This is a genomic window from Jutongia sp. (genome assembly GCF_057878315.1).
The window spans coordinates 1-23,911 of sequence record NZ_DBLXSO010000049.1; the positions used below are offsets into that span (position 1 = coordinate 1).

The window sequence follows — 23,911 nt, forward strand, 5'->3', positions numbered from 1 at the left end:
ATGTCGCTTCACTTATCTCCGTAGCATCAGTAATCACATTCACATTCTGACTGCCATTATAAAGTATATTCAAGGCAGCTTCATCCACTTTGGCGATCCGAATACATTCAATTCCTGTTGCATCAAAAAACATGGAACTTCTCTCCAAATTAGAAGGATCCGCTTCAAAAAGTATATATTTCAGACCGGCACAATAAGCAAACTCAGAAAAACCATGTGTTGTCAATGTTTCCGGTAAAACAATACTGTAAATCTTTCCGCAGTAACCAAACGCATACTCTCCTATCGATGTCAACCGCCGGCTCATCTTCACAGATTTAAGATTTTTACAATAGTAAAATGCGAATTCATTAATATGCAAAACAGAATCCGGAATTTCAACCCTATTCAACGTTTCATTATAACTCAAGCAACCTGCTGCAATCAAACGTGTTCCTTCTTTAATCTTCAAATATTCAGTCACATATCCAAGATTGCTACACACAGCATATGAGCCGATATAAAGTACACCATTCTCCCAATTTTTCTCATTATAATAATACCCGGTTCCTCCAAATGCACCCTGACCAATAAATGATACATTTTCGCCCATATAAATCGCCTTTAATTTTGGGCAGTTAAGAAAACAATCTTTTCCGATATACTCCAGACTATCCGGTAATACAATCTTTTCCAGTTTTTCCCGGTCAGAAAAAGCTGATTTTTCAAGACGTTTCACACCTTCCGGAATAACCACCTCTCCACTGATCATCATCGGTGTCAGTAGCAGTTTTGTTCCTTCTTTGTTGTAAAGAATACCATCCTGCGTCTTAAAATACTGATTGGTTTCATCAACACGGATGTACTGTAACTGACTGCATCCATTAAAGACAGAATCACCTAGTGTTTTCAATTTAGATCCCAATGATACATATTTAATACCGGTTTGTTCAAAAGCTCCAGAATCTATTTTCTCAATATTATCGGGAAGTTCAGCCTTATGAAGTTTTGTATCTCCCATAAACAACCAGTATGGAATTTCATGAAGATTTTCACTCAATTCTATCTGTTCCAACTGTACACATTCCTGAAATGCATATTTACCAATTTCTGTGACACCGTCCGGTAAATCAATCTCTTTCAAAGAAGATTTCAAAAATGCTCCTTCTCCAATCACTTTTAAACTATCTGGCAAAACAACCTCAGTTACACCGGTACCCGCAAAGGAATAATCCCCTACTCTCTGTATTCCATTCGGAATCGTCACCGATCCTGTCAACTTTCCCGGAACGCATAACAATTCCGTTTTTTCTATATTATAGAGCACTCCATCGACTGAGCAGTATGCCTCATTCTGCTCATCCACATCAATTCTTTCCAAATTCTTGTTTTCAGAAAAGGCACCTTCCCCGATAGATGTCACACCTGCTGGAATCTCTATATTTTTTAACGAGCTCAACGCAAAAGCACGCTTCTGTATATAATTCAATTTATCCGGCAGTGTAACTTCCTCCAAAGAAGTATTATAAAAAGCTTCTTCTCCAATAAAGTTTAACGATTTCGGAAGATCTATTTTCGTTAATCGGGAACAATTCCGAAAAGCACTTGCATTAATCTTATTTACCTTCTCCGGAAAAACCACTCTTTCAGGTGATGTTGCTTCAAAAGCCCGTTCACGAATAACCAGCAGATTTTCCGGTAAACTGATTTGTGTCAATGACGTACTACAAAAAGCGCATGCTCCTACTTCTGTAACTGTATCCGGCAAATTCACTTCACTGATTCCCTCCACAGACCAGCAATACTCTTCTGGTACAAACTGTCCCTGAAGGATCGTCAGCTTTTTCAGGTTACCAATAGTCGTCCATTGCTCCTGCGCAAACAGATCATCCAGTTTCACCGTATTAATATATCCATTTCCTGCTTCCGCACCCAGATATTCACCGAAAAATGGCAACGTCAGTTCTTCGATCGTATTGGCTCCCTTCAATGCCCCATTTCCAAGATATGTCACACTGACCGGGAACTCCAGCTTCGTCATCTTCGCCAGACCACAGTCTGCAAAGGCATTTCTTCCAATCTCCTGAATGGAATCATTAACGATCAGGGTATCCAGCTTCGCACCATTGAATGCCGCTGTTCCGATCTCCACCAGATCCTTTGGCATCGCAAAGTCCGTGACCGCAGTGTGTTCAAACGCATGGTCATCAATACTCATCAGCTTGCTATTATCAGTGATATCCATATTATTGAGACTATTACAGCCATAGAAGGCGTACGCGCCGATCTCCTGCACGCCATCCGGGATCCGGATGGATTCCAGCTGACTGCAGTTATAGAAAGCACTTTTATAAATTCCGCCAAGCTGGCTTCCCTCTGGTACCTCTACCGTTTTCAAACTACTGCAATACGCAAAGGCATACCGGTCAATGCTCTGCAGTCCTGCCGGGATACTGATCTGCTCCAGCTTCTCACAGCGCATAAACGCACGGTAACCGATCGTACTTAACCGGCTGTCCTGCGGGATTGTAATCTGTGACAGCTTTGATTTCTCAAATGCTGCAAATCCAAAGGAGGTCACGGTACTCTTGACCGTATAGCTGCCTTCCTTATTGGCAGGACAGGTGATCAGAGTTGACTGTGCCTTATTGTACAGAATATCCTCATCTGAGCTATATCTTTGATTGTCCTCTGCCACCCGGATCGCCTCCAGATTTTCACAGCCGGCAAAACAGAGTTCTCCGATATGATCCACTCCGGCCGGAATCGTGACCTCCGTCAGACCGGAATTATAGAATGCATTTCCCTGCAGCGTAAGCTTCTCCCCGTTTCCAAGATCCACCTTCGTCAGGCTTGTCGCATCGCTGAACGCATTATAGTCAATGTTTGTCACACTGTCCGGCACGGTAAAGTCAGTAAGTGCTGAACCGGCAAACGCATAACGCCCAATCTGTGTCGGTTCTGCTCCATCGGCAAAGGTAAGCTCCTTAATCCCGCTCTTATAGAATGTATAATCACGGATCCGGTCAACGCCCTCCGGCAGGGTAAGCTTTGTCAGGTTCTTTGTCTCTGTAAACGCATAACGTCCCAGAGTCACTAACTTACTTCCGGCAGCAAACTCCACCTTAGCCAGACCACTTCGCGCAAAGGCATAATCATCGACCACACGCACTGCAGCCGGGATCGTGATCTTCTGAAGCTCTGTCGTTCCGGCGAAGGCATTCTGATAAATGCCGGTCAGTGTCTCCGGCAGGGTAATACTGCGAAGGGATGTATTATCCTGGAACACTTTACCGCCGATCGAGATGATATCATGACCATCGATCTTATCCAGTGCGATGTCTGTGGCACTTCCATGATAAGCAACAATGCTGGCATCTCCATCCTCGGTCAGGGCATACTCCCATTCCCCGCTGCTGACCACATCTGACACACCCAGATAGTAAGCAGCCACATCCTCGTTCCATTTTTCTTCCAAGCCTTCCGGCAGCACGCTTGCCTTAAAATAGATCTCAATCTTGTCGGTATCGACAAAGGCATATCGTCCGATTTGGGAAAGCTTCGCCGGCACGGTCAGCTTCTTCAACGAAGTACAGCCCTGGAATGCATATCTGCCAATTACAGTCAGGGACTGTGGCAGAGAAATATCTGTCAAGGAAGAACAGTGATTCAGTGCATAATTATCAATCTCCTGCAGCTTTGTACAGTATTTCAGATCCAAATGGTTCAAGGAGGTCAAGCCTTCCAATGCTCTTGCCTCGAGCAGCGTCAGGCTGCTTCCCTCTTCAAAGGTGATCCGGCGCAGCGCATCCGCACCTTGAAACGTCCATGCCGCAATGCGTTCCAGCTGGCTCTCTCCCTCGAATGTCACTGTGACCAGGTTCTTGCAGCCGGTAAATACCTCCTGTCCCATTGTAGAAACGTTCTCCGGCACTGTGAAATCCTCAATACCACAGTATCCAAATACACCATAACCGAGACGGTTCAGTTTGCTTTCCGGTTCAATCTCTATCGCAGTCAGGTTATAATCATACGCAAACGCAAATCTGCCAAGTGCAGACACACTTTTCGGGATCAGGCATTTCTCCGTCATGCTGCTGCAGTTTTCAAAGGCATTCTCCGAAATGCGTTCCAGCCCCTCTGGGAACACTGGTGTCTGAAGTGATTCACAGTCACTGAAAGCATATCTGCCGATTTCAATCAGACCATCATTCAAGGTTACTTCTGTCAGCTTAGACGCTCCCGAAAATGCATATCCGGCGATCGTCTCGGTGGTCTTTGGAAGTGTATATGCCCCCGTCTTTGCCGCCGGATAGAACATAAGCTTCGTCTTCTCCGCATTGAACAGGACACCGTCATAAGAGCCAAACACTGCATTATCATTATCCACCGTGATGTCCTGCAGGTTCTGGCAGTAGGACAATGCACCTTCGCCAATCTCCGTCAGTCCGGCACCAATCTCAATCTCCTCCAGTCCCGACTGGTAAAAACAGAGTTCCCCAAACGATCGTACCGAATCCGGAACTTTGATCTGCTTTAACATTCTTGTTCCTGAAAATGCATAGCCTCCCAAAACCGTGCATTTACTGTCTGCTCCAAATGTTACCTGACTCAGTTCCTGACAACTGGCAAATGCCGCAAGGTCGATCGCCTGCACCGTATCCGGTAATGTGATTTTTCGCAGATTTGACCACTGAAACGCTCCATTTCCAATCAGCTCCAGCTGTGAATCCTCCGCAAAGTTAACACTAACCAGCCCCGTGCTGCTAAACGCTCCACTTTCAATTTCTGCAATCCCCTTCGGAATAGAAACATTTGCAATCAGGCATCCCATAAATGCACCTTCCGAAATCTTGGTAAGCTGGCTGTCCTCCGGCAGATCTACTGCCATAAGAGAGGAGTACGAAAAAGCGTACTCTCCCATTTTCCGGACAGACGCCGGAATCGTGATCTCATTGGCGGATACCCCCGTAAAGCTCTGATCTCCGATCGTCTCCAGTCCATCCGGAAGCGTAATCTGCGATGCTCTCGCATATGCAAACGCATATTTTCCGATCTCCTTCGTTCCCTCTGCCACCGGATAACTTCCCGCAAGCCCGGTCGGATAGTAGATCAGCTTTGTTCCGGTGCTGTCATAAACTGCATGCTCCTTCTCCTGAAATGTCGTGTTGCCCTCTGCCACCGTGATCTTTCTCATGCCACGGCAGCCCAGAAATGCTCCGTCCCCCAGCTCACTGAGCTTCTGCGGGATCGTAAAGGAGCTGATCATTGTATTGGCAAATGCCTGCTCTCCGATCGTGCGAAGATCACTGCCCGGCACGATCCCCACACTGCTCATTCTGGCACAGCCGTAAAACGCAAATGTTCCGATCGTCTGTACGCTTTCCGGGACATCGATCGACAACAGTCTGCTGCATCCGTTAAACGCATACGGCATGATCTCTGTCAGATGTTCCGGCAGGCTCACCTTCCGGAGTCTTGCATTGTTCTCAAAGGCGGACTCTCCGATACAGCTTACGGTCTTTCCTTCGATCGTATCCGGTACGGTCAGATATTTTCTCTTACCGGTATAGGATAAGATCTTCACCGTTCCATCCGGCAGGGTTGCATAGGTGTATGCATTGGCATCGTCCTCATTCGCCCACTTTGCATACAGTGTCACATCCTGCGAAAAGACATCCGTATAATACTCCACCTCATCCGTGCAGTCCCTGTCATAATACCAGCCGTCAAACACGACATCTTCCCGCTCCGGCTCCAGCATCAGCTGAACCGTATGTCCCTTTACAAACGGCTGTGTCTCATTCTTGATCTCATCGGTCTGCATCTCATAGGTGATCGTTCCTTTTTCCTCATACAGAAATGCATAGATATCCAATGCACCGTAGCCGTAAAGCACATCCTCTCCGCTGGTGCCAAGATCCACACTCGATGCGATCAGATAATCACGGATCTCTTTAAACTCCGCACCCGGATGGTCTGCGCGGTACAGTGCTGCCGCTGCTGCAACGATCGGGGAAGCCAGAGAAGTTCCCTGTGTGTATCCGTATGTACCGCCCATCTTTGTCGTATACACACTTCCCGGTGCTACGATATCACTGTTGTCACCATAGTTGGAATACGCAGCAAGCTCCCAGTCCGAATCCAGTGCTCCGACACCGATCACGTTCTCATCGGCAGCCGGGTAATTGAGGAGTGCCGTGCTGTCATTACCGGCAGCCGCCACACAGATCACATCGCTGTCCACCGCCAGCTTCGTATAATAACTGAAGATATTTTCATCTGTCACAAAGGACATGTTTACCACATCTGCATCGGCTTCGATCGCATACGCCAGACCAAAAACAAGATCGGATGCTCTCAGAAAATTACCCTGCGCATCTGCATCGCATTTGATCACAAGCAGCTCTGTCTCAGGCGCAACACCTGTGATACCGCTTCCATTATTCATGGATGCACCCAGAGTTCCGGCAACACTTGTTCCATGTCCCTGCTCATCCTCGATCACAGACATATCATAATCCTTGACGATCTTGTCATCCGAAGCATTATAAGAAAGCTTACTGATCCGCCCCTGAAATTCCTCATGATCCGTATCAATACCGGTATCAATAATGGCTACCGTCACTCCGGCACCCTTATTGTGCTTCCAGGTATCCCTCAGGTTCAGATAGCCCGTCTCGCTCTGCTTATCGTAGTCCGGATCACTCACCTCGTAATCCGCTCGCGTCTGATACAGCTCATGCTGGCTGGCATCCACCGCGCTCGCCTTCACATGGTAGTTTAAGGACATCTCGGACAGATCCTGCCTGTATTCCTTGTCCGAATAAATGTCCGCCACCTTCACATCCTTCGGCAGCGTCAGCACCGCAAAGTGCTTGTCTGCCGTCATGCGGACAGAAGCACCCATCTTGTCAGCCAGAGCCTTTGCCCGCGACTCATTTGTGTCCGACAGAACGATGGTCTTCTCATCGTACCGTCCCTTCTGCTGCACAAGCTCCTTACATTTTTCATCCTGCTGTTGTTCCAGCTTTTTCTTCTGATCATTGGATGCATTGATCGACCCGTTTGTCTCCGGTCTTTCGTGGTAGTATCCCACGATACCGCCCACAATGACAGCCATGATCACAAGAATTATTCCGATTCTTTTTCGATTCATCGCTTATCCTCCTTATCCGAAAGTCTAGATAAGGATATGATAACATATCCGATGAATCGTTTTCTTTCCGTTTTTTTCACCATCAACATTGACAAAAAATAAATCAAGTATAGATTGATATCAAATAATGTCACCAATCCGTCAACAGTATACGCTTTTACACATGAAAATTACTTTCCAACTCTTGATTTTGCTTACAATCTCTGATACCAATTAATTGAATCGAGTAGGAGGCTAATCATTAGTTGATTAGCCGACCTCTCACACCACCGTGCATACCGTTCGGTACACGGCGGTTCCTTAGTTTTCACTGACCATCAGATAATGGTCATGCATGGATGTATATCCCAGCTTGGCTATTGTTTTATTCGTGATTACTGAATTTAACACTTGTGCCATTTTCCAATAACCTTTTCTACTATTGGCTAGTTTCTTGGCTTTCCATTCCTCTAATCCTAGTGCTTTTAGCATTCGGTACTTTGCTTTGATTTTCTTCCATTGTTTCCAATAGACCGCTCCTCTGAGAATTGCTCCTCATAGATTGGCGAGAGTTCCTGTGCAATTGCCTGTTGGATTACCCTGTCAACAACCGTAGGAACTCCCAGCTTTCTAAACTCGCCTTTTGTCTCCTTGGGTATTTCTACCCTTCGAACCGGGTTAGGTTTATATTTCCCTTCCCTTATCTCCTGGATTAAGGATTCCTGGTTTTCTCTAAGGAAGGGCAGAAGTTCATCCACCTGCATACCATCGATTCCACCTCACGATGGACACCCTTGGTCTCGGCTGTATCTTTCCCACTACTAGGGCGGATTAGGAACTTACACCCCTTAGCGACGTGCGCCGCAAGGCGCACACAAAGAAGAGAATGGCTTTCTCCATTCTCTTTTCTACAAATTGAAAGTCATAGCACAGACTTTTTTATCCTTTCATTTCCACGACCACATTTCCAGCATGGTCAACATCGCTCGCCGTGCGGATGGCTTGTTCCAATTCATTCAGTGGGAACTCATGAGTGATGATCCGCTCCAATTCCCACTTACCACTCGCCATGATCTCCTGCACGTCCCACACATCCTCCGGCATATAGCCACCGGAGCCGATGATGCTCTGCTGGGCATAGGTCATGTGGAGCAGGTCAATGGTGCGGGGCATGTTGTTGACTGCAACGGAGACAAAGCGGCTCTCGATTTTTCCAAACCGAAGGAAATCATCCAGAATACTCTCCGCACCGGCGGCATCCAGCCAGCAGTCAATGCTGGCAACTGTGCCATTTAGGGAAGGAGCCGTGCCGAAATAGCTAACGGCTGATGTTTCAAAATTCTCTGACGCTGTATTGCAAACTGCAAAGCCTAACTGTTCTGCTAAACTTAGACGAAAATCCGAGCGGTCACAGATCATAACTTTCTCCATGCCGAAGTGCTTGAAGGCAACCGCAGCGGCAATGCCAATCGTTCCGCAGCCGAACACCACGGCATTCTGCTCAGCAACATACTGTTCCTTGCCACAGGGAATCATCCCCCGGCGGGCAGCACGGCAGCCAACCGTAAACGGCTCAATCAGGCTTGCCAGCTTATCGGAGATACAATCATCCACAGCATAGAGGGAATGATTCCGTTTGGCATTAGGAATGAGAATATATTCCGAGAATCCGCCGATGGTTCCGGCTCGTTTTGTGTCCCCTTTGGCATAACGAGGGTAAGGGTAGACCCGTTCGCCTACTGAAAAATCTGTGACATTCTTTCCGACCTTCACCACACGGGAAACAGTCTCATGACCAAACTCACCGCCGACAGTCACCTTGTGACCGGTGTTCGGACCGTGGGTGAAAACCGCAACATCTGTGCCGCAGATACTGGAATAGAGGTTCTGCACCAGCACATCATTGTCTCCGACTTCCGGCAGCGGCAGCTCCCGAATTTCAACTTGTTCTTTTTCTAAATAGATACCTGCTTTCATATTTCCTCCCTGCGGCGTTTTACACACCGCTGAATCACATTTACAACATCCTCAACGGAATCCGTGCAGTCGTTTTTGAGCCATTCCGAGATAATTGCCATTAACCCTTGAATATAAAACGCCATGAGATACGGTCTGTCCTGCTGCGGTATACCGTAGCGGTCGAGGATTGGCGTGAACACATGGCGGAACATCCGTTCATAGCTTTTATCCATTCCCAGCACTGCGGCATTTTCTGTTGCCGTGCGGAACAGTAGCTTGTGCTGCTCGATGTAATCAAGATAAGGTGTCAGATACTCTGGCGTAATAAGGTACAATTCATCCAACGGACAATCCCACAACTTTGTGACAAAGGCATCTGTGTCCTTTTTCATGTGAGTAAGAAACTGCTCATTCATATGACTGACGCTCTCCGAAAGTAAGTCTGCCATTGTTTCATAATGCAGATAAAAGGTGGAACGATTGACGCCTGCCTCCTCGCAGATTTCCTTGACTGTGATGTAGGCAAAATCCTTCTTTTCCAAAAGCGCCAAAAAAGCCTCGTCCATTCTGGCTGCAGTGGCGAAATATTTGCTTTCTGACTTCTTCAATCGTTTCCACCTTCTTTCGTGTTTTATGTTATACAACAGCATGATTACGGCAATCAAAATGACCATGCCGTAGACAAATCCGCCTGTAATGGCGTTCATTATTTTTCGGTAACTCTCTCCGTTTTCAGAAAAACGGGTTATCATCGCTGTCTGCAAACTGAGAATGCATCATTCCTCGCTGATTTCTTTCGCCAATTCCATGATCTCAAAAGCATATTTCTGCTTGCTCCGTGCCAGCAGTTTTTTGTAAATGGGATAGTTGACACCCATACCCAGCAGACCGATGATTCCAACAATCACACCGAGGACGAACATAGCGGTCGTACCACTGCCGATGATCTTCATTGAGAGACACATTCCCACACCTGCTACCAACGCAGCGATAATTCCGAAAGTGTAGGTGAAAACGGTTGCGGGAAGTTTAGCTTTCTTGTCCAGCTTGCGAAGGGCAATCACTTTCGAGGTGTCTTTAGGTGTGTACTCGTTGGCGAGCTGTTCTGCGTAAATCTTATCTGTGTTCATGGCTTATTGCCTCCTTTATTTGATGGTTTTATGATACCAGCAAAAAAGGAACAACTGAACAACACGGATGAGGATTTGTGTTGAGTTCAGGAATACTGTAAATTCTAAGTTGTTAACCGGTATAATACAAAAGCCCCAAGACACGGTATATCGTGCCTTGGGGCTAATGGAGCTGAGGGGAATCGAACCCCTGTCCGAACCCGGATCCAATGTCCTTCTACTGTCATAGTCAGTGTTTTGACATTCCCTCCGGCTGCCGCCCACTAACAGGCTGCAGTCTTCAGTAGCTTCATGAATTTTCTGATACCGCAAAGCTTAGGCATCAGAGTTTCCCGCAGGTCGACACCGGAACCCCTAACGGCGGGGCGCTAGGACCGATGGGCTGCAACTAGGCAGCCAGTGCTAAATTATCTTCAGCGTTTAATTTTAAATTCGAACTTTTAACGTGGTGTCCGACCACGGACAGCTTCTCCATCTTCAGCGAGCCCGTCGAAACCTGTACAACCCCTTAAGTTGTAAGATTGCTGATTACTATAACACCCTTACAACATTTTGTCAATAACCAAATCATCTTTTTGATAAGCTTTTGATCGATAAATCAGACGTTGTCTGTTCTACCGCAAACCTGTCTAATAAAGATTTCTTACCTTAAACTGCTTTTCAGCCTCCCGGCGCTGATCCTTCTTGGCAATGTCCTGACGCTTATCATACTGCTTCTTACCCTTTGCCAGACCAATCTCCACCTTCATAAGGCTGCCCTTCAGATAAACATTAAGCGGCACTAAAGTATAGCCCTTCTGTGCGATCTGTCCCTCGATCTTACGGATCTCATAACGGTGCAGAAGAAGCTTTCTCGCACGAAGCGGATCCCTGTTAAATATATTACCCTTTTCATAGGGACTGATATGCATACCGTAGATAAAAACTTCTCCCTTCTGGATGCGGACAAATGCCTCTTTGATGCTGCACTTGCCCATACGCAGGGACTTTACCTCTGTTCCCACCAGTTCGATACCGGCTTCGTATTTATCTTCGATAAAGTAATCGTAAAATGCCTTTTTGTTGTTCGCAATGATCTTTTTACTTTCCTTTGCCATAATTCCTCCTAATGCGCATCACGCTGATCTGTCGATCAGATCATCCGCAGTCTATCTGCGTGTGCGTCTCTTTGCCACCTTCTTTTTCGCCTTGCGCTCCTTGGCTCTGCGGGTTCCTCTGTCTGCGCGGCCTCTTCCTGATTTACCATCCTTACCGGAATTTCTTGACTTTCCGGCAGACTTTGCAGCCATCGCTTTCTTCTCACGGGCACTGATACGCTCCTTCGGCGACTTCTTCTCTAAGGAAGGCAGGATTGGATTGCCGTCCTCATCCTCCTGATACAAAACAAAGTCAATCGTTCTGGTCAGCTTGTCGACACCGGCTACAATGATGCGCAGCGGTTCACCCATCTTGTATACCTTGCCGGTCTGCTCACCGACCATGCGATGAAGATCCTCATCATAATAGTAATAATCTCCCGGAATATCTGCCACACGGATCATTCCTTCGATCGTATTCGGAAGCTCCACATACATGCCCCAGGTTGTCAGTCCGGAAATCGTTCCCTCGAAATCCTTTCCGACAAACTGCTCCATATATTCTGCCTTCTTCATCTTCTCTACTTCGCGCTCTGCGTCATCTGCACGCCTCTCCAGAGCACTCGTCTGCTCTGCAACCTCCGGAAGGATCTTCTGATAATGATCGATCCTCTTATCCTTCATGCCGCCGTGGATATTCTCCTTGATGATGCGGTGGATCTGCAGATCCGGATAACGGCGGATCGGCGAGGTAAAGTGGCAGTAATACTTAAGTGCAAGTCCGAAATGCCCCTCACACTCTGTCGTATATCTCGCCTGCTTCATGGAACGAAGTGCCAGCCTGCCGATCAGTCCCTCCTCCGGCTTGCCGGCGATGGAACGCATCAGCTTCTGAACCTCCTTCGGATGAATCTCATCCTCCTTGATCTTTAAAGTATACCCAAAATTCTCGATAAAGAGTGCCAGATTCTGGATTTTCTCCATGTCCGGCGTCTCATGTGTACGATATACAAACGGAAGCTCGTTCCAGAAATACTCCTCAGCGACCGTCTGATTGGCAGCCAGCATAAACTCCTCAATAATGCGGTTCGCCTGCGTCCGCTCGTATTCCTTCACATCGATCGGCTTCCCCTTCTCATCGAGAATGATCTTTGCCTCCGGGAAATCAAAATCAATGGAGCCTCTCTTCTCCCGTCTCGCCTGCAGGATATCTGCCAGCTCATACATCAACTCAAACATCGGGATCAGCTCTTCGTATTCCTTACGCTCCGCCTCATCCTTCTCTTCGATGATCTTATGCACACTTGTATAGGACATACGTCTTGTTACATTGATCACTGATTCACAGATCTTGTGCTTTACGATCTCACCCTTTTCGTTGATGTCCATCATACAGGACAGCGCCAGACGGTCAACGCCCTGATTCAAGGAGCAGATGCCGTTGGACAGCTTGTGCGGGATCATTGGGATAACGCGGTCTACCAGATAAATGCTGGTACCTCGTTTTAACGCTTCCTTGTCAAGCGGTGACCCTTCCGTCACATACTGACTGACATCGGCGATATGAACACCCAGATGGTACATATTCCCTTCCTTGGAAATGGTGATGGCATCATCCAGATCCTTTGCATCCTCACCATCAATCGTAACTGTCTGAAGATCTCTGAAATCGGCTCTTCCAGCCTTCTCCTTCTCTTCCACCTCATCCGGAATATTCTCGATCTGCTTCATCACATCATCCGGATACTCCTCCGGAAGACCGTATGCCTTGATCACGGAAAGAATATCAACACCCGGATCATTGACATGTCCCAGAATCTCCAGAACACGTCCCTCAGGCTTACGCTGCTCATCGCCAAAATCCGTGATCTCGACAACAACCTTGTGACCGGTCACCGCCCCCTTGCTCTCTGCTTTCGCAACATAAATATCCTTGGTAAATTTCTGATTATCCGGCGTCACAAAGCCAAAATTACGGCTGCGTGTATAGGTTCCGACAAGAACACTGTTGCCCCGTTCAAGAATATTAAGCACCTGACCCTCGCGCCGTTTGCCTTCGCCGCCTTCCTTTTTGACAAGTACCTGCACGGTATCGCCATCCAGTGCGCTCTTGGTATAGGAACCCGGAATGAAAATATCGTCATCCTCTCCTTCCACGCGTACAAAACCAAAGCCGCGCTGTGTCGCCATATACTTTCCGACCTTGACATCTGCCGGAAGCGGCTTGATCTTCCCTTTCAGATCAATGCTGATCTTGCCTTCCCTCGCCAGCGCGTCTAACACCTCACGGAAATCCTTCTTGTCACGGGACGGCACCTGAAGCACCATCGCCATCTCTTTCACAGACATACTGCGGTATCCCTTGGAGCCCACAAACTCCTCGATCATTTTCTTTTTCTCTTCAAATTCTTCCTGTACCATAATATCTTACATTCCTTTCTCGTCCCGCAAACTCCGGGCTGCAGGCGCAAAACCTCCCTAATTCCAAAAAACCGCCTCACGGAAATACCCATGAGACGGCATAATTTTCTATCGTACTGATCCTCCGTAAAGCAATCCGCTTTAGCTGAAGATATTAAGGTTCAGCAACAGTGAGAATACAACAAAAAGTACAGCCATAATTCTGGTTGCGAGTACAAGTCCGCCCTCCATGGAACGACCTTTGTTCTTGCCCCAGTATGACTCTGCAGCACCACTGATAGCGCCGGTCAGACCAGCCTGCTTACCTTCCTGCATCAATACAACAACCGTCAATGCAATACAATCAATAATATAAAGAATTAATAAAATGCCATGAATAATGTTGATCATCGAAAAACCTCCAATTTAATCCAATGTAACTTAAATTTGTCATGATGTTACACAACAACTACTTAATGATAGCACATGTGTCCCATCATTTCAAGAAGTTTTTTCTATAACGGGTAGATTTTTTGATCTACCCATATTCTGCCCGTCAAGACAATTATTTCTTAATCAGGAGTGACTTTCCTGTCATTTCCTTTGGCTGCTCCATACCCATAACCTCGATCAGTGTCGGAGCGATATCTGCAAGGCATCCGCCCTCACGAAGTGTATATGACTCGTCATAGTTGACAAGAATAAACGGTACCGGATTGGTTGTGTGAGCGGTATGTGGCTCACCGGTCTCGTAATCAATCATCTTCTCTGCATTTCCGTGATCGGCACAGATAAACAGAACGCCGTCAGCCTTCTTGATTGCCTCAACTGCAGAACCGACACACCCATCCACTGCCTCAACTGCCTTGATAGCTGCAGGGATCACACCGGTATGACCTACCATGTCAGGGTTTGCGAAGTTGATGACGATCACATCATACTTTCCGGAACCAATTGCCTCATTCAGTCGTCTGCTGACCTCCGGAGCACTCATTTCCGGCTGCAGATCGTAGGTTGCTACGGCTGGAGACTTCACAAGGGAACGCTCCTCGTCCTTATTCGGCTCCTCTACTCCGCCATTGAAGAAGAATGTAACATGCGCGTACTTCTCTGTCTCAGCCAGACGAAGCTGTGTCTTTCCATTGGCTGCAAGGAACTCACCAAACGTATTCTCTACGGATTCTTTCTTAAATGCAACAAGCTTGTTGCCAATTGTATCATCATAATCAACGAAGCATACATATGTCAGCTTCAGGAAGCCTTTCTTGCGCTCAAAGCCTGTGAACTCCTCATCACAGAAGCTACGGGTAATCTCTCTTGCACGATCCGGACGGAAGTTAAAGAAGATCACGGAATCGCCGTCCTTGATCGTTGCCAGTGGCTTGCCGTCCTTCTCGATGACGGTAGGAACAACGAACTCATCTGTCTTATCGTTGGCATAAGAATCTGCCATTGCCTGAACAGCATCCTCTGCCTTTACGCCCTCACCATATACAAGTGCAGCGTAGGACTTCTCAACACGATCCCAGTTCGTATCACGATCCATTGCATAATAACGGCCATGCAGGCTGGCAATATGACCAACACCGATCTCGTCGATCTTTGTCTGAAGCTGCTCTACATATTCCTTACCGGATGCAGGCGGTGTGTCACGACCATCCAAGAAGCAGTGAACATATACATTCTCCACGCCCTTCTTCTTTGCTAACTCCAACAGTCCGTACAGGTGTGTATTATGACTGTGTACACCACCATCGGAAAGCAGACCATATAAATGAAGATCTGAGCCATTCTTCTTAACATTCTCAATGGCAGCTAAAAGCTCTTCGTTCTCGAAGAAATCGCCATCGTCGATTGACTTTGAAATACGTGTCAGCTCCTGATAGATCACGCGGCCGGCACCGATATTCATGTGACCAACCTCTGAGTTACCCATCTGACCATCCGGAAGACCTACTGCAAGACCGCTTGCATTTCCTTTGACAAACGGATACTCTGCCATCAGCTTGTCCATTACAGGAGTGTTCGCCTGTGCGATCGCATTTCCCTCAACCTTGTCATTCAATCCGTATCCATCTAATACCATCAATACAACTGGTTTCTGACTCATAATCTCTATTCCTCTTTTCTGTGCTGTCTCTGTCTGTTATCGCCGCGCCACAGCACCGGCAGCGGACTTTCACTTCTACCATCCTTGAGTATACAAGATTCCCTCGCATTCGTCAATAACAAGAGCTGCCTGAGATTTAAAAGAAAACGCCACGAAACACAGTTCAACGATATCTATATACATTGAACGCATTTCATGGCGTTTTATATTATTACTAATCCAAAAGCTAACAGCGTAATATCATGACATCGGTATCAAAGATATTGACTCCTTTGCATCATGTTTATGCGTTTACTACCTTACCGAAATCAGCCTTAAGGGATGCACCACCGATAAGACCACCGTCGATATCCGGCTTAGCAAGAAGCTCTGCTGCATTTCCGGCATTCATAGATCCACCGTACTGGATGCGGACAGCCTCTGCTGTATCAGTATCATAAATCTCAGCGATGAGATCACGGATACCCTTACATACCTCCTGTGCCTGATCAGAAGTAGCAGTCTTGCCTGTTCCGATAGCCCAGATTGGCTCGTAAGCGATTACCATGCTCTTAACCTGATCTGCTGTAACACCGGCAAGATCAGACTTGATCTGAAGACGGATCCAGTCCATTGTTACGCCGAGCTCTCTCTGCTCCAGTGACTCACCACAGCAAAGGATTGGTGTAAGACCGGCCTCGAATGCCTTCTTTACTTTCTTGTTAAGAAGTACATCATCCTCCTTGAAGTAATCACGACGCTCTGAGTGACCAAGGATCACATACTTAACGCCTGCATCTACAAGCATTGGTGCGGAAATCTCACCTGTGTAAGCTCCGCTCTCCTCAAAGTACATATTCTCAGCACCTACTGCTACGTTTGTTCCCTTAACTGCCTCTACGACAGGAACGATATCGATTGCAGGTACACAGTAAACAACATCAACGTCATCGTTTACTACTAAGTCCTTTAACTCATTTACTAAAGCAACTGCCTCACTAGGAGTCTTGTTCATTTTCCAGTTGCCGGCAATAATTCTTCTTCTAGCCATTGTACTATCTCCTTATATGAATCTGATTATTTATCGTCTGCTGCAACTACACCAGGAAGATCCTTACCCTCAAGGAACTCAAGAGAAGCTCCACCACCGGTAGAGATATGAGTCATCTTGTCGCCGAAACCAAGCTGGTTACATGCTGCTGCACTGTCACCGCCACCGATGATCGTTGTAGCACCCTCAAGTTTAGCCATTGCCTCAGCAACTGCGATCGTACCCTTTGCGAAGTTTGGCATCTCAAAGCAGCCCATTGGTCCGTTCCAAACAACAGTCTTAGCACCTGCTACCGCATTTGCGAAAAGCTCCGCTGTCTTAGGTCCGATATCAAGACCCTCCATATCAGCAGGGATCTCTCCACGACCAACGATCTTGATGTTTGCATCGTTAGAGAAATCATCAGCAACAGTTGTATCAATAGGGATCAGAAGCTTAACGCCCTTCTCCTCTGCCTTCTTCTCCATCTTAAGAGCATAATCCTTGTAATCCTCCTCAAGGAGTGACTTACCAACTTCCTCACCGTGAGCAGCCATGAATGTGTAAGCCATACCACCACCGATGATCAGTGTGTCAACCTTGTCAAGAAGGTTCTCGATAACAGAGATCTTGGAAGATACCTTAGCACCACCAAGAATTGCTACGAATGGACGCTCCGGATTGTTTACTGCATTACCAAGGAAATCGATCTCCTTCTGCATCAGATATCCAACAGCGCAGTCTCCACCCTTCTTACGGATGAACTCTGTAACACCAACGTTAGAGCAGTGTGCTCTGTGAGCAGTACCGAATGCATCGTTTACGAATACATCAGCCAGAGATGCAAGCTCCTCTGAGAAAGCCTCTCCGTTCTTTGTCTCCTCAGCTCTGTAACGTGTGTTCTCAAGAAGTACAACGTCGCCGTCCTTCATTGCAGCAACAGCAGCCTTTGCGTTGTCACCAACAACGTTAGCATCAGCAGCAAACTTTACTTCCTGTCCAAGAAGCTCAGCAAGTCTCTTAGCAACAGGTGCTAAAGAAAGCTCTGGCTTTGGCTCTCCCTTAGGCTTACCAAGGTGAGAACAGAGAATGATCTGTCCACCGTCAGCGATCAGCTTCTTGATTGTAGGCAGAGCAGCTACAAGACGGTTCTCGTCAGTGATGTTTAAGTCAGCATCAAGTGGTACGTTGAAGTCACAGCGAACCAGAACCTTCTTGCCCTTTACGTTGATATCATCAACAGATTTCTTATTTAACATGTTATATTCCTCCTAATAATTAATCATATCTTCTAAAAAATACAGAAGAAAAGAAAAACGAGCCCGGTCCAATGAAAGACCGGACCCGTACATGGATCATCCAATGCACCGGATAAGTATCCGTCAGCAAATGCTAACAGCCTGTCCGGCTAAGCACCTCAGATCAAATTATGCAAGCTCTGAGAAGTACTTGATTGTTCTTACCATCTGAGATGTGTAAGAATTCTCGTTATCATACCAAGATACTACCTGTACCTCATAGAGGTCATCAGCAACCTTGTTTACCATTGTCTGTGTAGCATCGAACAGAGAACCGAATCTCATACCAACGATATCAGATGAAACGATCTGATCCTCGTTGTAACCGAATGACTCGTTTGCTGCTGCCTTCATAGCTGCGTTGATACCCTCAACTGTGATATCAGAACCCTTACATACAGCTGTAAGAATTGTGGTAGAACCTGTAGGGGTAGGAACACGCTGTGCAGATCCGATGAGCTTTCCGTTCAGCTCTGGGATTACAAGACCGATAGCCTTTGCAGCACCTGTGCTGTTAGGAACGATGTTAACTGCTGCTGCACGGGATCTTCTGAGGTCACCCTTTCTCTGAGGACCATCAAGAGTCATCTGATCACCTGTGTAAGCATGGATTGTTACCATGATACCAGACTGGATAGCTGCGTACTTGTTAAGAGCGTCAGCCATAGGTGCAAGACAGTTTGTTGTACAAGAAGCTGCAGAAATGATGTTATCCTCAGCCTTAAGTGTCTCATGGTTTGTGTTGTAAACGATAGTAGGAAGATCATTTCCTGCAGGAGCAGAAATAACAACCTTACGAGCACCAGCGTTGATATGAGCCTGTGCTTTCTCCTTAGATGTGTAGAAACCTGAGCACTCAAGAACAACGTCTACACCAAGCTCGCCCCATGGGCAGTTGTTTGCATCAGGGAATGCATAGATCTTAATCTCCTTACCATCAACTGTGATGGAATCCTCTCCAGCTGAAACTGTGTCAGCCTTCTCATACTTACCCTGTGATGAATCATACTTTAACAGATGAGCAAGCATCTTTGGGCTTGTCAGATCGTTGATAGCTACTACTTCATAACCCTCTGCACCAAACATCTGTCTGAAAGCAAGACGTCCGATACGACCAAAACCGTTAATTGCAACTTTTACTGCCATTTTTAATTCCTCCTAAAATATAATTTATAATATACTGTCACTGCTGGCGCTGTGCAGTAATTAAGCATTTCTCATAACTGCCCGATTACCTCGCAGTCACAACCCACTCATTATTGTAGCGGACTTGTCCTAAAATTTCAAGCCTTTTTGGGATTTCTTTGGGATTTCATACAATTTTATCAGTTTCTTAAGGATTTTGCGGATCCCAGTATACAATATGCCCTGCCGCAAGTGATTCCTGCACCAGGATCGTGCGCTGGTTGGCAGAACCCTTAAAGATCAGTCCCAGATCCTTCTGTTCGATCTTAAACTCACCGTCCACCAGCACATCCAGATAGGAAAGAAATTCTTTCGTCTCCTCCCATTCCGAAACCATCCTGCCGATCACGTCCTTCTCGTAATCATATCCGGTAAAGCACCATACGGTCTTGTCCGGCAGCTTTTCCCTGATCCGGCGCAGCAACGGCAGAAGTCCCTGCTGGTTCACATGTTCCATCGGCTCTCCGCCAAGCAGCGTAATGCCCTTGATATAACCCGGACTTAACAGCTTCAGGATCTCATCGATCGTATCCTGTGTAAACGGCTTTCCAAACCCGAAATCCCATGTTTCTTTATTGAAACATTCTTTGCAGTGATGGGTACAGCCACTGACAAACAAGGACACACGCACCCCCGGTCCGTTCGCCACATCACATCGTTTTATTTCTGCATAATTCATCTGATCGACTCCTTTTAAATTTGTTTTGACCCATATTCAAAATACTACTATAATCTATCTTATACGACAGTGTCTGTCTTCTGTAACACCGCTGCCATTCCACCTGTGAACGGAGGTATCCATATGAAGAAATCATCTGTAAAATATATTCTGTGTACCCTGCTTGTTGTGTGTCTGATCACCGCGGAAGGGATCGCACTCTACCGTCATCATCAGAAGGCCTCCCCACAGACAGCCGCACCAGTCACGACCTCCGGTCCGGGCAGCCGGACAGATGCATCAGAGACTCCCCTTCCGGAAACAACACCGGATCCGGATTCACCTGAGGGGAAAATCTACTATGCCTTTGAGCAGATTTTAAACGAACCGTCCTTTCAGGTGGATACCGACGCTACGATCAATCTAAAGGGCAGACTGATCAAGGGCAAACGCGTTCTCTCGGCGCGCGCCCATGTGACGGGTGCCGATGACCGCGACAATCTAAAGCTTGATATGACAACAAAAACAACCTCCCGCGGCAAAACAGAGAAAACACGTTCCACCTACCGTAACGGACTGTACTGCTCCGATAACGGCAAGGAGAAAACAAAAACTGAGCGTTCCCCGGAGGAGGTACTTTCCATGGTTACCTTTATCTCGGATATTATGCAGGATGCCTCCTCACAGCTTGAAAATATGAAGATAACCACCGACGACAGCGATACGATTTATTCGTTTACACTGCCGGGCGAAACCGCGTCCTACTACTTCAGCAGGATCATCGAACAGGCTTCCATGAATACCGAGGAACTGAAACATGTTACAGGTTCCGTGGACTCCCTGAAAATGAAATGCCGCCTGAACAAAAAAGGCATTCTGACAGAACAATCTGCCAGTGCTTCCGGGACGGTTTCCAAATCCATTTTTACCATTCCGGTCACACTGACAGAAACTACTTCTTTTATGATCCCATAACTATGATTCCGCAGAACACTGCAGCGGGCGCAGGGCATTTGCTCCTTTTCCCTCACGGACACTGCGGATTACTCCCGCCTTCTTTTACAGGTGAAGCGTTCTTGCGTTGATCTCCTTTGTCTTTCCGACATTCCAGAAATTCTCTCCAAGATATCCACAGGTACGTCTTGTAACGTTCATTTTATTCTTGTCCTTATTATGACACTGTGGACACTCCCACTCCAGATCATCGTTGATAATGATCTCACCGTCATATCCGCAGACATGGCAGTAATCCGACTTTGTGTTAAACTCCGCATACTGGATATTATCATAGATAAACCGTACCACATCCTCGAGTGCTTCCAGATTATGGCGCATATTCGGAATCTCCACATAAGAAATCGCACCGCCGGAAGATATCTTCTGGAACTGGCTTTCAAAGCGGAACTTCTCGAACGCATCGATTTTCTCTCTGACATCCACATGATAAGAATTGGTGTAATAGCCCTTGTCGGTTACATCCGGAATCTCACCGAAGCGTTTCTTGTCAATCTCTGCAAAGCGATAACACAGACTCTCTGCCGGTGTTCCGTACAGTCCAAATCCAAGACCTGTCTCAAGTTTCCAGGTATCACATGCCAGACGAAGACGCTTCATCAGACGCAGTGCAAAATTCGTTCCCTTCGGGTCGGTATGGCTGACACCTGTCATAAGCTTTGTTACCTCGTACAATCCGATATATCCCAGAGAAATTGTGGAATAACCGTCATGCAGAAGCTTGTCGATCGGCTCCCCCTTCTTAAGGCGGGCGATCGCACCATACTGCCAGTGGATCGGACTTACATTGGAAAGGGTTCCCTCCAGTGCATGATGACGACACATCAGAGCCTCGAAGCACAGTGCCAGACGTTCCTCTAACAGCGCCCAGAACTTCTCCTCATCGCCCTCTGCCAGAATACCGATCTGTGGCAGGTTCAGGCTGACAACGCCCTGATTGAAGCGTCCCTCAAACTTATAATTACCATTCTCGTCCTTCCATGGTGTTAAAAAGCTCCGACAACCCATACAGGAGAATACATTTCCCTCATAGTTTTCACGCATCATCTTGGCAGAAACATAATCCGGATACATTCTCTTGGCACTGCACTTTACCGCAAGCTTGGTGAGGTAATCATACTTTCCGCCTTTTAAGCAATTATGCTCATCCAACACATAGATCAGCTTCGGGAATGCCGGTGTCACATAGACACCCTTCTCATTCTTAATGCCCTCGATACGCTGCTTTAAGATCTCCTCTATGATCATCGCATTCTCTTCGATATACGGATCATCCTTATCCAGATTCAGGAACAATGTAACAAACGGAGACTGTCCGTTTGTGGTCATCAGAGTGTTGATCTGGTACTGGATCGTCTGCACGCCGGAACGAAGCTCATCACGGAGCCGGTCATCAATAAAACGCTCCCTGACTTCATCGGAAATTATATCTCCGTACTTTTCTTTGTAGTGGCGCTCATATTTATCTCTGGTCTTGCGCAGATACTTGCCTAAGTGGCGGATGTCAACAGACTGACCGCCGTACTGGCTGCTGGCAACCGCGGAAATAATCTGTGTCATAACGGTACACGCAACCTGGAAGCTCTTCGGACTCTCAATCAGCTTTCCGTTCATGACCGTTCCATTCTCAAGCATATCACCGATGTTGATCAGACAGCAGTTAAAAATGCTCTGCAGATAATAATCCATATCATGGAAATGGATCACACCATCCTCATGTGCCTTAATGATCTTCTCCGGCAAGAGGATACGCTTGGTCAGATCCTTTGACACCTCACCGGCGATCAGATCTCGCTGCGTAGACGCAATATATGCATTCTTGTTAGAGTTCTCCTCCATAACATCCTTATTACTGTTCTTGATCAGGCTCATGATGGAATCGTCTGTGGTGTTGGCACGGCGAACCATTTCTCTGGTGTAGCGGTATATAATGTACTTTTTTGCAAGCTCATACTTACGCTCTGCCATAAGCTTCTGTTCGATCATATCCTGGATATCCTCCACCATAAGGTTATCCGTTCTTTTATTTTCAATGCTGGCAACAATGGCATCAATCGTCTCCTCAGAAACCTGCTCATAGCGGTCTACCTCCACGTTTGCCTTCTGAATAGCGATCACGATCTTATTTCTGTCATAGTCAACAACTCTTCCGTCCCTTTTTGTTACTTTCATTGTCCCAAAACACCTCTTCTTTCTTCATTTTGTTCACCCCTGCCTGCGAGCTCCATACTCCTTCCTTTGCCCTCCAAGAATTGCTTCGCAATTCTCGTTGGCATCCCACCACGTTACGAGCATTTTCCTATATATTGAAAACAGTCCATTTCATCGTACCGAACGGACTTTTCGCAAGCGCGTCTATAGTCGATTATAGCAAACCCGTCGCCAAAAGTCCACAAGATATTGTATGTGTTTTTAAATATTTTTACCATATATAGTAGAAATGCCGATTTCACTAAGTCCTACGCGTGTAGACCGGAAATAAGCAGTCATTTTGTTGTTCAACTTCGTTTCCACAAAAAAGGATGCCGCACCTGATCGCTCAGATACGGCATCCCGTTATTTCAGAAAATCTACCTTCCGGTAATTATTTTACCTTCTTGTATACCTTCTTAATTTTCTTCTTGTTTGCTTTCTTGCTCTTACCTGTAACCTTAATTTTCTTCTTGCACTTCTTGAATGCAGTCTTGCTTACAGATTTCAGCTTTGCATTGCACTTGATGGTTGTAAGCTTCTTACATCCCATAAATGCCTTAGCAGGAATCTTCTTCATCTTCTTGTTAAGTTCTACGGTCTTGAGCTTCTTGCAGTTCATGAATACCTTAGAAGGAAGTGCCTTAACGTTTGTAGCCTTCTTAAAGCTGAACTTCTTAAGCTTAGCAGAGTTCTTGAAAGCACCGGACTTAACAGATGTGATCTTGTAAGTCATAACAGAAGCTGCGGTTGCAATTGCAGCCT

16 protein-coding genes and 1 other RNA gene are annotated in these 23,911 nt (G+C 46.6%); 1 reads left to right on the forward strand and 16 read right to left on the reverse strand.

Annotation, left to right across the window (positions count from 1 at the left end; genetic code table 11):
* The 14 genes from ACZLMD_RS10660 to nrdG all read right to left on the reverse strand — a co-directional run.
* The coding region (locus ACZLMD_RS10660; RefSeq protein ID WP_489495677.1) for a leucine-rich repeat protein at positions 1-7,138 on the reverse strand (7,138 nt) is incomplete at its 3' end.
* Between the two features lie 464 nt (positions 7,139-7,602).
* A complete protein-coding gene (locus ACZLMD_RS10665; protein WP_484106836.1) occupies positions 7,603-7,881 on the reverse strand; it encodes a hypothetical protein in 279 nt (92 codons plus the stop codon).
* 175 nt (positions 7,882-8,056) lie between these two features.
* Complete coding sequence (locus ACZLMD_RS10670; protein WP_489495678.1) at positions 8,057-9,094, reverse strand: zinc-dependent alcohol dehydrogenase; 1,038 nt, start codon at positions 9,092-9,094, stop codon at positions 8,057-8,059.
* Positions 9,091-9,684: a TetR/AcrR family transcriptional regulator gene (locus ACZLMD_RS10675; protein WP_482523052.1), complete on the reverse strand. Its 594-nt coding sequence runs from the start codon at positions 9,682-9,684 to the stop codon at positions 9,091-9,093. Before ACZLMD_RS10675 ends, ACZLMD_RS10670 begins: the two co-directional genes overlap by 4 nt.
* Positions 9,685-9,852: 168 nt before the next feature.
* The gene (locus ACZLMD_RS10680) at positions 9,853-10,206 is read right to left on the reverse strand and encodes a dihydropteridine reductase (protein ID WP_482523051.1); all 354 of its coding nucleotides are present in this window, start codon (positions 10,204-10,206) and stop codon (positions 9,853-9,855) included.
* Between the two features lie 164 nt (positions 10,207-10,370).
* Positions 10,371-10,714: a transfer-messenger RNA gene (ssrA, locus tag ACZLMD_RS10685) on the reverse strand.
* A 121-nt stretch (positions 10,715-10,835) separates the two neighbouring features.
* Entirely contained in the window at positions 10,836-11,303 is a 468-nt protein-coding gene (smpB, locus tag ACZLMD_RS10690) for an SsrA-binding protein SmpB (protein WP_022305798.1), read from the reverse strand.
* A gap of 51 nt (positions 11,304-11,354) precedes the next feature.
* Positions 11,355-13,703 carry a ribonuclease R gene (gene rnr, locus ACZLMD_RS10695; protein ID WP_022305797.1) on the reverse strand — a complete coding sequence of 783 codons (2,349 nt, stop codon included), beginning with the start codon at positions 13,701-13,703 and terminating at the stop codon, positions 11,355-11,357.
* A 141-nt stretch (positions 13,704-13,844) separates the two neighbouring features.
* The gene (secG, locus tag ACZLMD_RS10700; RefSeq protein ID WP_022305796.1) at positions 13,845-14,093 is read right to left on the reverse strand and encodes a preprotein translocase subunit SecG; all 249 of its coding nucleotides are present in this window, start codon (positions 14,091-14,093) and stop codon (positions 13,845-13,847) included.
* A gap of 154 nt (positions 14,094-14,247) precedes the next feature.
* On the reverse strand, positions 14,248-15,792 hold the full coding sequence (gene gpmI, locus ACZLMD_RS10705) for a 2,3-bisphosphoglycerate-independent phosphoglycerate mutase (RefSeq protein WP_489495679.1): 1,545 nt from the start codon (positions 15,790-15,792) through the stop codon (positions 14,248-14,250).
* A 283-nt stretch (positions 15,793-16,075) separates the two neighbouring features.
* Positions 16,076-16,822: a triose-phosphate isomerase gene (tpiA, locus tag ACZLMD_RS10710; RefSeq protein WP_022305794.1), complete on the reverse strand. Its 747-nt coding sequence runs from the start codon at positions 16,820-16,822 to the stop codon at positions 16,076-16,078.
* A gap of 26 nt (positions 16,823-16,848) precedes the next feature.
* On the reverse strand, positions 16,849-18,060 hold the full coding sequence (locus tag ACZLMD_RS10715; protein WP_022305793.1) for a phosphoglycerate kinase: 1,212 nt from the start codon (positions 18,058-18,060) through the stop codon (positions 16,849-16,851).
* 168 nt (positions 18,061-18,228) lie between these two features.
* Positions 18,229-19,245 (reverse strand): type I glyceraldehyde-3-phosphate dehydrogenase, encoded by a 1,017-nt coding sequence (gap, locus tag ACZLMD_RS10720; RefSeq protein ID WP_022305792.1) that lies wholly within the window; start codon positions 19,243-19,245, stop codon positions 18,229-18,231.
* A 187-nt stretch (positions 19,246-19,432) separates the two neighbouring features.
* Complete coding sequence (gene nrdG / locus ACZLMD_RS10725) at positions 19,433-19,963, reverse strand: anaerobic ribonucleoside-triphosphate reductase activating protein (RefSeq protein ID WP_489495680.1); 531 nt, start codon at positions 19,961-19,963, stop codon at positions 19,433-19,435.
* Positions 19,964-20,086: 123 nt separating this feature from the next.
* Here nrdG and ACZLMD_RS10730 point away from each other — a divergent pair, with 123 nt between their 5' ends.
* Positions 20,087-20,917, forward strand: coding sequence for a hypothetical protein (locus tag ACZLMD_RS10730; RefSeq protein ID WP_482523049.1), 831 nt, complete (start codon positions 20,087-20,089; stop codon positions 20,915-20,917).
* 84 nt (positions 20,918-21,001) lie between these two features.
* Here ACZLMD_RS10730 and nrdD read toward each other — a convergent pair whose 3' ends face one another.
* Positions 21,002-23,128 carry an anaerobic ribonucleoside-triphosphate reductase gene (gene nrdD, locus ACZLMD_RS10735; protein WP_482523048.1) on the reverse strand — a complete coding sequence of 709 codons (2,127 nt, stop codon included), beginning with the start codon at positions 23,126-23,128 and terminating at the stop codon, positions 21,002-21,004.
* 412 nt (positions 23,129-23,540) lie between these two features.
* The coding region (locus ACZLMD_RS10740) for a leucine-rich repeat protein (protein WP_489495681.1) at positions 23,541-23,911 on the reverse strand (371 nt) is incomplete at its 5' end.